Source organism: Phytobacter diazotrophicus, assembly GCF_052061655.1.
Lineage (GTDB): Bacteria > Pseudomonadota > Gammaproteobacteria > Enterobacterales > Enterobacteriaceae > Phytobacter > Phytobacter diazotrophicus.
The window spans coordinates 4247870-4262496 of record NZ_CM125428.1 but is presented as its reverse complement, the minus strand read 5'-3'; the positions used below and the strand labels follow the sequence as shown (position 1 = coordinate 4262496).

Here is a 14627-nt window from a genome sequence, read left to right as displayed (position 1 = left end):
GTTTCCTGGCTAATTAATTCGTGCGGGCATGGGTGTCCAGCAATTTACGATCGATTTTGCCGTTCGGATTAAGCGGCAATGCATCTTTAATAATAATTTGTGACGGCACCATGTAATGGGGGATCACTTTCGAAAGGGATGTTTTGATCACCTCCGGTGCCAGATCCGTCACGCAGAACGCCGCAATACGCAGTACGCTTCCGCATGATTTCATCAGCGGCAGTACAACCGCTTCACTGATGCCGGACATCGCCAGCAGGCGATTTTCAATCTCGTTGATTTCAATACGGTAGCCGTTCAGTTTGATCTGGCTATCGTTGCGGCCCTGGCAGTAGATAAGACCGTCTTCATAACCCAGATCGCCGGTTCTGTAACCGCGATATTCTTCACTTTCGCGTCGTAGTAATTTTGCCGCATTTTCTTGCGGCAGGCCGAGATAACCGCGCATCACATTTTTACCCCAGATGATCAACTCGCCATCGGCGGTAATTTCCATGTGGGTGTCCGGCATCATCACGCCAACGGGGAGCAGTGGGTTGTCGTTATTGAGAATTTCATCGGTGATTTCAACCACCGTGGTGGCGATAGTCGCTTCCGTTGGGCCGTAGGAGTTAAGGATTTTGGCCTGCGGGAAACGGCGGCGTAACTGTTTTACCAGCGCTTTATTTAATACTTCGCCAATGAAGATAAAGACATTGAGTTCAGGCAGATAATCGCTATTAAATTGTGGCGACAGCAGGCGCTGATAGGCGAAAGAGGGGGTTGAAACCCAGACGGAAACATCGTTCGCTTTCAGACGATCCAGCCAGTTTTCCGCCGCGATATCTTCTTTCGCGTTCAGCACAATGTGCCCGCCAGTGGCCAGATTCGCCAGCAGTGGAATCAGCGAGAGATCGAAGCTGAACACCGCGTGGTTCATCAGCACCGGTTTTTCCGGCAAGGAAAAGTCCTGACTTACCCACTTCATGAAATGCCATACGCTTTCACGTCCGATCTGCACCCCTTTCGGTTTTCCGGTACTGCCGGAGGTGAACATGATGTAGGCGAGATCTGGCTCGGCCAGTACCTGGCCGGTTATGCCGGTCGCGATAAATTTTTTCGCGGCCACATCATAATAGAAGGGGGCATTGGCGAGCTGGCAAATCTCTTTGAGACGCTCCTGCGGATAGATGCAGTCCACCGGAATGTACGGAATATTGTGTAACAGGCAGCTATAGAGCGCGACGGCAAATTCCGCCTGCTGATGCCCGTACAACACCACCGGCGTACCGGCAGGTTGATTGCATTGTTGGTAACGTTGCGCCCAGTCAGTAACCGCGACGGAAAGCTGCTGCCAGGTGATAGCTTCATCGCTACCGCTGATCGCCAGTTGCTGAGGGGACGCGGGATCGCGTAATGCCGCACGCAAGAAGTTTTGTAGTTCCAGAAGTTCGGAGTCATTTTTCATAAGGGAGACATTCCACTAAAGATGTAAAGGGAGGCCGCGGCGCTTCCCAGCGTCAAAATTCGTCCCACAAACACAGAAACCGGATGTTGAAGTCCGTTGCTCAAAGCCGGATGGCGTTTGGCAAACCATTGCAGCATGTTGTGAACAACGGAAATGGCGCCAAACAGCGCGCCGCTAATGACATAGTGTCGTTCGAGTCCATTCCATGCCCCCATACAAAACAGGGTGCAGAAGATGCCAATATTTTGCGCCAGCGTTTTGTTCTGGCGGAAAAAGTTGTGCTTCATCAGATTCATATAAATCGGCATAAAGACCACATCCCTCAGCCATTCAGAGAGGCTGATGTGGAAGCGGCGCCAGAAATCCTGCGGAGTTTTTGCCAGAATCGGCATATTGAAGTTTGCCGGAATGTTCAGGCCAAATAAGCGGCCCGCCCCGATAGCCATGTTGCTGTAACCCGCAAAATCAAAGTAGAGATAGGCGCTATAGGCAATCGACATCACCACGCCCACTTTCAGGGTAAATGCTTCATGGCTCCACGGCTGAACGACCAGGGTATCGACCAGCATGGCGAACAAGAATTTCTGGATAATCCCGGTAATAATTTGCTCTAAAGCCACTAAAAACTGCTCACGAGTCAGCGTGAAAACCGGCTTATTGATATCGGTCATCCAGGTCCGCCAGCGGTACATCGGGCCGGCCAGGATAATAAACGGCATAAACAGGTAGCAGAAATAGTGCAGAAAATTCTGGCCATCCTTTTTACTGCGGTACAGCAGTACATCGATGGCGCGGAAGGTCATAAAAGAGAGCCCGATCATGCCCCAGTGGTTGTTCAGATGTAATTTCACCAGGAACAGCGGCAGCAATGTTAATGTGACTGCCTGCCAGGTTTTTAACCAACCTTTCTCTTTTAATGTGACAAGAATATAAAAACTGAAAAATACTGCCGCTGGGACAATATAGTCGCCTTCGAAGATATACCCCCAGCCTAAAGCCGCCAGCACGGAAAAAGCGGATATATATGTCAGCCGGTGACGCAATACGCGGTTAACCAGCGCAAACACCAGCGCTGATGAGAACAAATAGAAGAAAAACATGCCTGAGCTGTACATTATTCGTCCTCAGAACTTTTGATATTCAAAATGCAATTGCAAACTCATGCTGTCATCCACGGAGGTCCACGCAACAATGGTTATCGCCAGCAGGAGATAAAGTAAAAACAAGCGAATGGCGGTTTTCATCATTTAAAGTTCTCCGCGATAAAGCGAACCATAGGAACCCATGCCGTTTCCGATGGGTGCAGGCGATCCCAGTTCCAGCCGTTTTGATACGGCATCGCATACATATCTAAATAAGGCACCTGGTTTTCCGTCAGGATCGCCTGAATTTGCTTATCAACCGGCTGAAACGTATTGGTATTGGTCAGCGCCCATGGGTTAATCGGGTCGACAATCGCAATCACCTGTACATGACGCTCTTTCAGGAGCTTGATGGTGGCGCGGAAAACCTCGATTTGCTTCGGCACGACAGGCGTGTCATCCCACTGTTCAGGGGTATCCCCGGCCTCATAAACCGCCTTGTCCATCCACATCGTGGCTGCACTTTGCTTGCGCGCTTTGTTGAGTTCACGGGCATTAGCCAGCTCTTGATCCCAGTCGGGCATCGTTATGTTGCCAGGCTGTGTGGGCCAGGGTTGCGCGGCAGGCTGTGGCTCAATCTTGAGCAGGTCCAGCCAGTCGTTTTTTATCATGGTGCAGAAGTTGGCAAACTGATAGCTCACTTCTTCCCAGATCAGGTCCGGATGCCAGCCATAAATGGCCATTTCACCAAAACTCAAATGGCTGATATCGTCCGCTTCAATATGTTTTAAGTAATTGACCAGCAAAGGACGAGCCTGCTTGTCTTTCATTAATGGATCGAAAATTGAACCTGGAAAATTATCCGCAAAGATCGCCGGAGGAAGCCCATTTGAATAAAAGCTATCCGGTGCAAGGAGCAACACCACTTTACTGTTTGCGTTAAGGCTGTCTTTAAAACGGGAGAACAGTAAAAATTGTGTGACGTCGTCGACATAACTATCGCCGTATGCCACTAAAGGTCTGTGCAATTGCTTATTGAAGTAATTATAGACAGCGTAATGTTCATTTTCGGAAGTGGAAACTTCTGACGCCCCGATAAAGAAAATTGCATTTCCTTGTAATGCATGGGAAATGGTGGCTATTTTTTCTGCTTGCTCTTTTGTTGTGCCTTCCATCGATTTAATCAGCGGCTGGAATTTAAGCGGCGGATCAAAGCTCGTCACCACCGGGTGAACGCTCAGGACCAGGATGGCAAGGAGAGCCATCAGGATATGTAGGCAGAGAGTATTTTTGATTTTCATTATCATTATAAAAAAGTAAGACTACATGACATTAACTTGTTTAAAATTTGTTGTTTCTTAGCGTTACAACAAATAGACAACAATTGGGACAATGGGTATTTGGACTTTATTCCAATCTATCTTCTTTGACATTCTATACCAGGTACATCTGAAAAGATGAGCATTGCTGTGTAACGGTATGTACAGCGTTAGCGTGTTAATAATAAGCGCTGCATCCATGAAGATAAGGGCTTGCCGTGACTGACATTTCCCTTGTTACTGCGAGTGGTAATCAACAACGATAAAGCGCAGTTATACTTAACTGCAGCCGTCGGCGATGCGATTTTGATTGAGGCGGTACACACTATTGCCCGCTCCGGAAGAGGAGCGGACGTATCTGTTCTGTACTATTTCACAGGTACAGGGCGGCGACAGAGAACACCCTGCGTCATCCGACGCGTCTGAGCGATAAAACATCAACACGACGAAAACAAGGCCAGCACGCTCTTATCATTAGAGTAAGCCACTCGCTTTCTAATACTCCCTGAATCGCCACGGATAATCTAGACACTTCCGAGCCGTTGATAATACTGGTTTTCATATTCTGTCGGTGACATCTGTTCGCTAGAACCATGCCGACGCTTACTGTTATAAAACATTTCGATGTAATCAAAAATATCACTGCGGGCTTCTTCCCGCGTTCCGTAGATCTTTTTCTTTATCCGTTCACGTTTCAACAACTGGAAAAAACTTTCTGCAACCGCATTATCATGGCAGTTACCGCGACGGCTCATGCTACCCTCCAGGCCGTGTGATTTCAGGAACGACTGCCACTCATGGCTTGTGTACTGACTGCCCTGATCCGAATGAACCAGCACCTGTTTTTCGGGATTACGCCGCCATACAGCCATCAGCAGTGCGTTCAGGACAATGTCCTTTGTCATCCGGGATTGCATGGACCAGCCGATAATTTTGCGTGAGAACAGATCAACAACAACGGCAAGATACAGCCAGCCTTCGTGGGTCCTGATGTAGGTTATGTCCGTTACCCAACGCTCATCAGGAGCATCCGGATTGAACTGTCGCTGGAGCCTGTTGGGTGACACGATACTGGCCTCGCCTTTACGTGCCCGCGGGCTTCGGTATCCGACCTGAGCCTTTATTCCGACACGTTTCATCAGTCTCCAGACTCTGTTTACTCCGCACTGTTGCCCGCTGTCACGCAGATCCAGATGGATTTTGCGATAACCATAGACGCATCCCGACTCCAGCCAGAACTGTTTAATCTGTCCTGTCAGTCTCAGGTCTGCCTGATGGCGTTGTGAATGCGGCTGCTGAAGCCAGGCGTAAAAACCACTGGGATGAACATCCAGCACCCGACAGAGCAGGCGAACAGGCCAGCAACAGGAGTTGTCACGGATAAAGGCGTACCTCAGTCGGACAGCTTTGCGAAGTACGCCGCGGCTTTTTTTAATATGTCCCGTTCGTCGGTAACCCGTTTCAGCTCTTTCTGGAGACGGCGGATCTCGGCCTGAGCATCTGACTGTTCTTTATTAGTGGAAGAATCCGGACCGTACTTCTTTATCCAGGCATAAAGGCTGTGGGTGGTGATATCGAGACGTGTTGCAACGCTGGCAACAGAATAACCGCGATCAACAACCTGTTTGACTGCTTCAGTTTTAAACTCTTCGGGATAACGCTTACCGCTCATGGGCACCTCTCTTTAAGCCATCTTAAATGACTCTGAGGTGTCTGTTAAACCCGTGGCGATTCACCCACCACGGGAACCCGACGACAATATGAATAACAAACGTTAATAATGCGACAATCGTACCCGTTATCCACCAGGATTTTATATCGTTATAGCCAGCCGCAAAAATAATGGGCCCTGCCGCGCCGCCATAATGGGTAATGCAGCCACCGTATGAATTGGAAAATAAAATCGCTAAGGAAAAGATGACCGGATCGGCACCTGTGACCAGACCTGGCGTTGCAAATACAGGGACCATCGCTGCAACATACGCGCCACCGGATGCAAATAAATAACGAATTTTCAGGATAGGGTTTGCTCACCAGACCAATGATAGCCGCAAGATAAATACTGGCCAGTACCCATGCCTCTTTTGAAAGGCCGTCAAGCGGCGATGTTATTAATGAAAGGCTGATAATGAAAACAAGGAATAATAATTTTAATAATTTTGTGTTCATTTTAATTAATCCATTCCTTTGACAATATCAGAGGTCCCATTTAAAAATGAGACCTCTGCCGATTCAAAAAAATAAACAGGTAATGAGAAGGCGAAAAACATGCCCGGGAATATTATTGGGCATGTTTTTGAGACGATTACATTGTTACCACATCAATTCGTTGCTTGTCCGGTACTTGATACTCCGCCAGCGTATGGAAATTTAAGTAACGATAGGTCTCTTCACGGGTGTCATTGATTTTGTCCATATGCCAGTGATACTGCTCAACCGTCGGCATTTTTCCAAGCATGGCCGCGATGGCACTGAGCTCAGCCGACGCCAGGAAGACGTTTGCATCGGTACCAAGGCGGTGCGGGAAGTTGCGGGTGGATGTTGAAACAACGCTGCTCCCTTCCTTGACCCTGGCCTGGTTACCCATGCAGAGAGAACAGCCCGCCGGTTCGATGCGTGCGCCGGAACGGATGAACTTACTAAAATAACCCTCGCTTGAGAGCTGTTGGGCATCCATTTTGGTTGGCGGGGCAATCCACAGGCGGGCAGGGATCTCTTTTGCATCCGCCAGCAGCTTCCCGGCGGCCCGGAAGTGACCAATGTTTGTCATGCAGGAGCCAATAAACACTTCTTGTACCGGTGTGCGCGCCACCTCAGACAGTAAACGGGCGTCATCCGGGTCATTGGGCGCACAAACGATCGGCTCCGTGATTTCAGTCAGGTCGATGTCAATAATTGCGGCATACTCGGCATTGTCATCAGCGCTGAGTAATGACGGATTAGCCAGCCATGCCTCGATCTCTTCAATACGCTTTTCAAGGGTCGGCGCGTGCTGATAACCCTGGCTAATCATCCAGCGCAGCAATGTGGCATTGGAACGCAAATATTCGGCAACGTTCTCTTCTTCGAGGCGTAGCACACAGGCAGCCGCTGAGCGCTCTGCGGAGGCATCCGCCAGTTCAAAGGCCTGCTCAGCCTTCAACATGTGTAAGCCTTCGATTTCCAGAATGCGGCCGGAAAATATATTGCGTTTGTTTTTCTTCTCGGTGGTCAGCAACCCTTGTTTAATGGCGTAGTAAGGGATCGCGTGAACCAAATCGCGCAGGGTGATCCCTTTTTGCATTTCCCCTTTAAAGCGGACCAGCACAGATTCCGGCATATCAAGCGGCATAATTCCGGTGGCGGCGGCAAAAGCAACCAGCCCGGAACCGCCCGGAAACGAGATCCCTAAGGGAAAGCGCGTATGTGAATCCGCACCCGTACCGACGGTGTCCGGGATCAGCATACGGTTCAGCCATGAGTGGATAATCCCATCGCCGGGTTTCAGCGCAACGCCTTTTCTGCTGGTAATGAACTGCGGCAGCGTCTCATGCAAATTAACATCGACAGGTTTGGGATAGGCTGACGTATGGCAAAAAGACTGCATCACCAGATCGGCAGAAAACCCTAAGCATGCAAGGTCCGTCAGTTCATCACGTGTCATCCCGCCGGTGGTATCCTGCGATCCCACGGTGGTGATTTTAGGTTCACAATATTGCCCAGGACGAATACCTTCCACGCCGCACGCTCTGCCCACCATCTTCTGCGCCAGCGTAAACCCGGCTGAGGATGGCGCAGGCGCTTTGGCTTTCCTGAAAATGGACGCTGCCGGCAGGCCTAAAGAGGCTCTGGCTCTTGCCGTTAAGCTGCGGCCAATGATCAACGGGATGCGACCACCTGCCTGGACTTCATCCAGCAAGACGTCTGTTTTCAGGCTGAATGAGGCAATAAGCGTCTGATCGTGATGATGGCGAATCTCCCCTTTGTACGGATAAAGGTCAATCAACATTCCTGTCGATAAACCGGAGACATCCACTTCAATGGGTAATGCGCCGGAGTCCTCCAGGGTATTGAAAAAGATCGGCGCAATTTTTCCGCCTAAGACAACGCCCCCGCTGCGTTTATTGGGGACAAAGGGAATATCCGTCCCGATATGCCAGAGGATGGAGTTTGTTGCGGATTTTCGTGAAGAGCCGGTTCCTACCACATCACCAACGTAAGCAAGAGGATACTGGCGGGCTTTTAGTTCCCGGATCTGGGCGATTGGCCCGTATTGTCCCGGTTGGTCCGGGTTCACACCTTCACGGGCGGAACTCAGCATGGAGAGCGCATGCAGGGGAATGTCCGGACGTGACCACGCCTCAGGGGCTGGCGAAAGGTCATCGGTATTGGTTTCGCCGGGCACTTTAAAGACTGTCAGCGTTACTTTTTCCTCAAGCTTCGTGCGTTCGCTAAACCACTCGGCATTCGCCCATGATGTAATAACCGCTTTAGCATGCACATTCCCGTTACGGGCTTTTTGCTCAATATCGTTAAATTTTTCAAAGATAAGAATGGTATGGCTGAGTTTATTCGCCGCTAACTGAGCCAGTTCACTATCGTCCAGCGAATCAATGAGCGGCTGAATGTTGTAGCCCCCCTGCATTGTTCCAAGAATAGTAATAGCATCCTGTGGCGTGATACCGAATTCACTTGTTTTTGCTTTGATAATTTTATCAAGGAATTCTGCTTTCACTTTTGCAGCAGCATCAACGCCGGGAGAAACCTGGTTAATTAACAGGCTAATTAACGCCTCTCGATCCTCGCACCGTTTATTTTCGAGGAGGGCAATTAATTCTCTGACTTGTTGCGCGGTTAAGGGTTTAGCGGGTATTCCATTTTTTGCGCGCTCAGCGACATGCTTCTTATATTCTTCAAACATAAAATATCCTGACCTTATTATAAGGAAATTAAAAAATGTGCTATGGTGTTTTTACATCAAATAATCATGTTGCTATTTTTAATAGCCCTTCTCCAAATTCAGATATTCTTTCAAGGCCATATTTCCACTCACCAAAACCTGATTCCGAATTAATATGACCAGCGTCACCCATGTCGATAAGCTCACATCCCCAGCAGTCGGACCAGAATAGCGCGCGGTTGAAGGACATCAGCGGGTCATTACGACTGGCAAAGACAAGGCCGGGAACGTTCAGCTTTGACGCGGTGACGATCTCTTCAAGTTCAAACCAGGAAGGTTCCGCCGGTGCGACCATGACAATTCCGGCAATATTTGACGCCTGACGCTGAACCTGATACCAGGACGCAAGGGCACCAAAGCTATGCCCAATTAAAATAACGGGTAACTTGCACGTGGTTAATTCCCTGCGGATCGCGGCGCACCAGTTTTCAATATCCGGCTGGATCCAGTTTCGTTGGCTTATTCTTTTCCAGCGAGGTAACTGGCGTGCCCAACAGGTTTGCCAGTGGTACTCGTCGCTATCCCTCAATCCCGGAACCAGAATAGTGGTAAAAGCATCATCCAGTGCTAACAGGCGCGATATTGTCATGGTAAATTCCGTCAATCTTTCGTTTTCGCCCTCAGGCTGGAAAACGGGAAAGGAGCCAGGTTACGGCCAGCAGATCGGCGCTTCCTCCCGGACTTAAATTTCTGGCGATGAACGCCTTGTCCATATTAAAAAGAGCCTGCCTGAACCTGTTGCCGGTAAGATGTTTAATACGCAGAAGTCGGGCCGCATACCGCCTGGCGTAGCGCAATCCATTAAGGCCGCCTCGCGAGAGAATATTGGTGTCAGGATTATGGGCAATTAAGGAAAGCAAAACCCGCAGCAAAGACTCCTCCGGTGAATAACCCGACGTTATGGCTTTTTCCCATACGGGTAAGCCGTAGCGCCTGACCGTCACAAATCCGCTTTCCGCTTCACCACGGGCGCCCGTGAAGCCATGATCCCGAAACAGTTGCTCACCTTTGGTCTTCGCATCGCCATGTTGTTTCAACTCACGGCTCACCATACCGGCGCAGATCAGACTCATTTCACGGCAGATCGCGCTGCGATCGATCGCTTCGCCTTTGCCTTGCAGACGCCCGGCGGCAGAACAAAGCAGACCAAGCGAAAAGATCCCCCCTTTATGGGTGTTGATGCCCCCCGTCGCGCGAAACATAGCCTGCTCACAGGCAAGCCCGATAGGGCGGATAGCCCGAAGTGTCTGAGCGGGCTCCTGTCTGGCTGTCTGCGTCCCTTTGGAGACAAACAACGCAAACCACGGGGCAATGGCCGCGATACTGGACATAAAGAGCTTCATATTCATATCCGTATGCGAACCATTGTTATGGCGGTCTACCAGACCCGGTTTGGGGGTCAAAATCACTTCGCGGTACATCGCCTCTGCGGCGAGCTCAGCAACGTTAAGCCCCTCAACCAGCGGTTCACTTCTGATGGCGGAAATAGTCATTGATCCTGGCCTCCATGACAGTTTGCAGGGAATGAAGCGAATGGCGCCGCATGCGTGAACAGACATGTGCGGGTTCATCACAGATGAAGCAACGTCTTTTGTTTTCACCTACGGATTTACGGCTCAATAAGCCGTTCTCCGGGCAAAACACATCGATATCCCACAACCTGCCCAGAGGATGGCTCTCCTCAAGAAGGATGGTGGCCTTTTTGACCTGCGATGCGGGTGCATTAACGGACCAGAATGACTCCGGTCCGGTGATAAGCAGGCGAGCGTCGTGCCGGACGATCTCCCAGCCATTAGCGAGAATAAGCCCCGAAAGAGCCGCATTCGCCACCTCCATTACAGCCCTGGAGACCGGCGTGTCTTTGACCTCGCCCGGCCAGACCAGGGTCGTCGAAATGAGCGTCTGTCCCCACTGCGTTAACCAGCGCTGCTGTTGCTCTGCGCGGGCGTCTCTGGAGGCTAATAGCTGCGCTAATGAGACAGGTAAACACGCTGCGTCTGCCATCGCGTTCATTACTCTTTTACCTGCCGGACGACATCAATGACGCTTCCATCACGGTAACGAACAATGCCCACGATTTTGTCGGTAAACTCGATGGCTTTTGGGTGACCGCAGATTTCCAGAGCGCGCTGGTGCAACGCCTCAATACTCAGCACAGGCAAGCCTGCAGCCACTAACCGCTGATGAATTTCAGGACGTGAAGGATTTACGGCAATACCATGATCGGTAACCAAAACGTCAATGCTTTCGCCCGGCGTCACGCAGGTGGTTACCTGCTTCACCACCGTTGGAATTCGGCTACGGATAAGCGGAGCAACCACCACCGTCAGGTTTGCGGCGGCAGCCACATCACAGTGACCGCCGGAGGCACCGCGCATCACGCCATCAGAGCCCGTCAGCACGTTAACGTTGAAATCAGTATCAATTTCAAGGGCGCTCAAAATCACGATGTCGACCTGGTCGCAGCATGCCGCTTTGGATGACGGATTCGCGTAAACGTTGGTGGAAATCTCAACATGGTTTGGGTTTCTGGCTAAAGAAGCGGCGGCGGCACCGTCAAAACTCTGGGTATCCAGCAATTTGGCAATCAGCCCCTTTTCATGAAGATCCACAATGCTGCCGGTGATACCGCCTAAGGCAAAACTCGCCGTGATGTTTTTATTTTTCATGCGCGATTCTAAAAAGCGCGTACAGGCCGTTGATGCCGCGCCAGAACCGGTCTGAATGGAGAAACCCTGTTCGAAATAACCGGAGTGCTCGACCACATCCGCCGCCGAGCGCGCAATCATCAACTCACGAGGATTACTGGTTACGCGAGCCGCACCGACGCTGATTTTTGCCGGGTCGCCAACGCTGTCAATTTTTACGATGTAATCGACCTGGTCCTGAACAATACTTGCGGGCATATAAGGGAAGGGCTCGATGGATTCGGTCAGCAGTACCACGCGTTTAGCGTACTGCGCATCGACCATCGCATAGCCGAGCGAGCCACAGCGTGATTTACCGCCGCTCCCACTCGCATTGCCATATTCATCAGCACATGAGACAGCGAGGAAGGCGACATCGATATTAATTTCACCTTTCTGGATGAGATTAACGCGACCGCCGTGCGAGTGAATTTCTACCGGTTGCGCCATCAGACCATGCGAAATCGCATCGGCTAATTCCCCGCGCATGCCGGAGGTGTAAATTTTAGAAATAACACCGTTACGAATATGCTGAATTAGTGGGGCGTTGCAGGTCATTAATGAGCTGGATGCCAGGGTAATATTTTTCAGACCCAATGCAGCGAGTTTATCGACGACAAGATTGATAACTTTATCGCCTTCACGAAAGGCATGATGAAATGAAATCGTCATCCCATCACGTAATTCGCAGCGGTCTATCATTTCATCCAGACTGTCACAAAGTTTACGCTGGTGCTTTTGCCCGACATCTGCCAGATAAGGTGTGGTCGCGTTGGCATGGGTAAACGCCACATATTTTTTTGATTGCCCGACCTGTTCTTGTAAAGCTTCAATTAATTTGCTCATCTTTATTATCCCGTCGATTAGTGGCGAATGCCTGATGCTTTTCTTCTCTCAAGAACGACCCTGGCGTGATTGATAATTGGCGCATCGATCATTTTGCCATTCAGAGAAATTACACCCAGCCCGCTACGTTCACCTTCTTCGGCGGCAGCAATGACGCGTTCTGCATAATCAACCTCTTCCTGGGTTGGCGCATAAGCGTTATGCAGCAACTCAATCTGCCGTGGATTAATTAAAGATTTACCGTTGAAGCCCATGCGGCGAATTAAATCCACTTCTTTTAAGAAGCCTTCTTCGTCGTTCACATCGCCATAAACAACGTCAAACGCATCGATACCCGCAGCACGCGCCGCATGGAGAACCGCACAACGCGCATAAAACAGTTCAGTACCGTCTCCGCGTTCTGTCTGCATATCCATCACATAGTCAAATGCGGCTAACGCAATGCCCATCAGTCGGTCTGAGGAGCGGGCAATGGCAACAGCATTGATAACGCCAATTGCAGATTCAATAGCCGCCATCACCTGTGTGGAGCCAACCTCACGGCCACAGCTTTCTTCAATGCGCACAATTTCACGTTCAAGCTCATGAATATCTTCTGGCGTATCTGTTTTCGGCAAGCGAATAACATCGACCCCGGCGCGGACCGCCGCCTCAAGATCTTTTAAACCGAATGGGGTGTTTAGCGGGTTAATGCGTACCACCGTTTCAATATCTTTATACATGGGATGCTGGAGGGCGTTAAAAACCAATATACGAGCGCTGTCTTTCTCCCTTAACGAAACCGCATCTTCAAGGTCAAACATGATTGAATCCGGTTTATAAATAAACGCGGTCGATAACATGGAAGCGCTTGAGCCCGGTAAGAAAAGCATACTGCGGCGTAATTTTTTCATTGTAATTTCTCCCAGTTAATTTCATCGCTACAGGTTCCTCGCATGATGGCGACTTGCATCCGGGAGCGAATAACACAATCCAGTGCGCCTTTATCATCAACAATGATTTGCCCATGGGTGACATTGAATGCAGCCAGCGTTTCTTTAACGACCTGAGTGATTTGTTCGCCAAATTGCTTCATCACTTCGCTATTAATAACAATATCCAGCCCGCTGTCAGAAGGGCTAACTTTAACCATGAGGTCGCTCGATTCCAGCGTGCCCGCCAGAGCTGCCTGTATAATTTTCATGTTAGAGTCCTACGCTAATACTCATAAGATTCCCTGCCAGATGTTGTTCCGGCAAGTCAGGGTGATTTGCTTTTAGCCAGTTATATAAGTAAGGCATGGTGCTTTCGGGCACCATATTTCTTGCGACTGACAGTTTGTTCTTATTCAAGAGGGCGCGAACAGCCGATGCTGAGATTGGATAATTATTTTCATCGGTTTTTCTGTCGATTTCATGCACTTTAATGGCGGTGGAGGGAATGACAAATTCGTCTTCAAGCCAGTGGTGCATAGCCTGGTTATACTGGGCTGTAACTTTACAATATGGCTCAGTGCCAACGAAACGATGTGTAATACCCAGTGCGGGTGCAATATAACGTCGGAACATAATTAAATCGATCGCGGAATAGACATCATTCACCACCTGTTTCTCTTTTAAAAAATAGCTGGGGAAAGTGCCGCGAGAAATAATGTATCTGGAACCGGGATGTACCGTTATGTTAGTGAGATGTTTTACCCCGTCACGTACCATTGCAATGCGCTCAGTAAAGGAGAACTGAGATAAGTTTTCTTCCACAACAAACACATGTAGCCAGTCGCACGCACGGGCGGCCTGCTCGATAAGGAACTGGTGTCCTAACGTGAAGGGGTTCGCATTCATAACGATACCGCCAATATTCGCCGCCGGGACGAAAAATTCTGCGCGCAGTTTCTTACAGTAACGGTGAATGCCAACCGGGGTGTTTTCCATTAACGCGGCCTTGCCATCAAGGGTGGCTAAAGGAAAGAAACCGCAACCACGGAAAGATTTAACGTTATCAGGGCAGGTTAAAAGGAACAGATGATGATCGCCGTTCTGGTTTGCCAGATTTTCCGCTTCGCGAATCAACTGTAATCCCAGCGATGTTCCGCGCCATTCAATATGCACAGCGATACATTTTAATGTATTGCCCGCCAGGCCCGCACAGGCAATTAATTCTTTGCCAGCGCGCGCAATGACGAATTGCCCGACATCATCATCTATTCCTAATCCATTACTTTTCAGAAATCCGATAATCTCGTCTTTGAGAACACCGTTGCTAGTTTCAACAGTATCGAATTCTAGCGTTTTTTCGGCATACATCTAAATTTCTCCTGACCTGGTGTTC

At 49.7% G+C, this 14627-nt stretch carries 13 protein-coding genes and 2 pseudogenes; all 15 read right to left on the bottom strand.

Annotated features, from left to right (window positions below; translation table 11 throughout):
• Positions 1-13: 13 nt before the first annotated feature.
• Positions 14-1447, bottom strand: coding sequence for an AMP-binding protein (locus ACS0RQ_RS20810; RefSeq protein WP_271850263.1), 1434 nt, complete (start codon positions 1445-1447; stop codon positions 14-16).
• The gene (locus tag ACS0RQ_RS20805) at positions 1444-2562 is read right to left on the bottom strand and encodes an MBOAT family O-acyltransferase (RefSeq protein ID WP_101999298.1); all 1119 of its coding nucleotides are present in this window, start codon (positions 2560-2562) and stop codon (positions 1444-1446) included. Before ACS0RQ_RS20805 ends, ACS0RQ_RS20810 begins: the two co-directional genes overlap by 4 nt.
• A 9-nt stretch (positions 2563-2571) precedes the next feature.
• Positions 2572-2694 (bottom strand): hypothetical protein, encoded by a 123-nt coding sequence (locus tag ACS0RQ_RS20800; protein WP_255423173.1) that lies wholly within the window; start codon positions 2692-2694, stop codon positions 2572-2574.
• The gene (locus ACS0RQ_RS20795; protein ID WP_271850262.1) at positions 2691-3830 is read right to left on the bottom strand and encodes a D-alanyl-lipoteichoic acid biosynthesis protein DltD; all 1140 of its coding nucleotides are present in this window, start codon (positions 3828-3830) and stop codon (positions 2691-2693) included. The genes ACS0RQ_RS20800 and ACS0RQ_RS20795 overlap by 4 nt, the downstream gene beginning before the upstream one ends.
• 542 nt (positions 3831-4372) lie before the next feature.
• A protein-coding gene (locus ACS0RQ_RS20790) for an IS3 family transposase (RefSeq protein ID WP_085949497.1) occupies positions 4373-5520 on the bottom strand; the annotation gives its coding sequence in 2 pieces (ribosomal slippage) (positions 4373-5283 and positions 5283-5520; 1149 coding nt in all).
• Positions 5521-5542: 22 nt separating this feature from the next.
• Positions 5543-5860 (bottom strand): annotated as a pseudogene (locus ACS0RQ_RS20785) (anion permease); the annotation flags it as partial.
• A gap of 60 nt (positions 5861-5920) precedes the next feature.
• Positions 5921-6017, bottom strand: a pseudogene (locus tag ACS0RQ_RS20780) (hypothetical protein); the annotation flags it as partial.
• Positions 6018-6153: 136 nt separating this feature from the next.
• Positions 6154-8748, bottom strand: coding sequence for a bifunctional aconitate hydratase 2/2-methylisocitrate dehydratase (gene acnB / locus ACS0RQ_RS20775; RefSeq protein ID WP_271850261.1), 2595 nt, complete (start codon positions 8746-8748; stop codon positions 6154-6156).
• 64 nt (positions 8749-8812) lie between these two features.
• Positions 8813-9376: an RBBP9/YdeN family alpha/beta hydrolase gene (locus tag ACS0RQ_RS20770; RefSeq protein ID WP_271850260.1), complete on the bottom strand. Its 564-nt coding sequence runs from the start codon at positions 9374-9376 to the stop codon at positions 8813-8815.
• A gap of 31 nt (positions 9377-9407) precedes the next feature.
• Complete coding sequence (citG, locus tag ACS0RQ_RS20765; protein ID WP_271850258.1) at positions 9408-10280, bottom strand: triphosphoribosyl-dephospho-CoA synthase CitG; 873 nt, start codon at positions 10278-10280, stop codon at positions 9408-9410.
• Positions 10255-10800: a citrate lyase holo-[acyl-carrier protein] synthase gene (citX, locus tag ACS0RQ_RS20760; protein WP_271850257.1), complete on the bottom strand. Its 546-nt coding sequence runs from the start codon at positions 10798-10800 to the stop codon at positions 10255-10257. Before citX ends, citG begins: the two co-directional genes overlap by 26 nt.
• Positions 10800-12320, bottom strand: coding sequence for a citrate lyase subunit alpha (gene citF, locus ACS0RQ_RS20755; protein WP_271850256.1), 1521 nt, complete (start codon positions 12318-12320; stop codon positions 10800-10802). The genes citX and citF overlap by 1 nt, the downstream gene beginning before the upstream one ends.
• A 17-nt stretch (positions 12321-12337) precedes the next feature.
• Entirely contained in the window at positions 12338-13213 is an 876-nt protein-coding gene (citE, locus tag ACS0RQ_RS20750) for a citrate (pro-3S)-lyase subunit beta (protein WP_271850255.1), read from the bottom strand.
• A complete protein-coding gene (gene citD / locus ACS0RQ_RS20745) occupies positions 13210-13503 on the bottom strand; it encodes a citrate lyase acyl carrier protein (protein WP_041852327.1) in 294 nt (97 codons plus the stop codon). Before citD ends, citE begins: the two co-directional genes overlap by 4 nt.
• Position 13504: 1 nt before the next feature.
• A complete protein-coding gene (gene citC / locus ACS0RQ_RS20740) occupies positions 13505-14602 on the bottom strand; it encodes a [citrate (pro-3S)-lyase] ligase (protein ID WP_271850254.1) in 1098 nt (365 codons plus the stop codon).
• Positions 14603-14627: the final 25 nt, after the last annotated feature.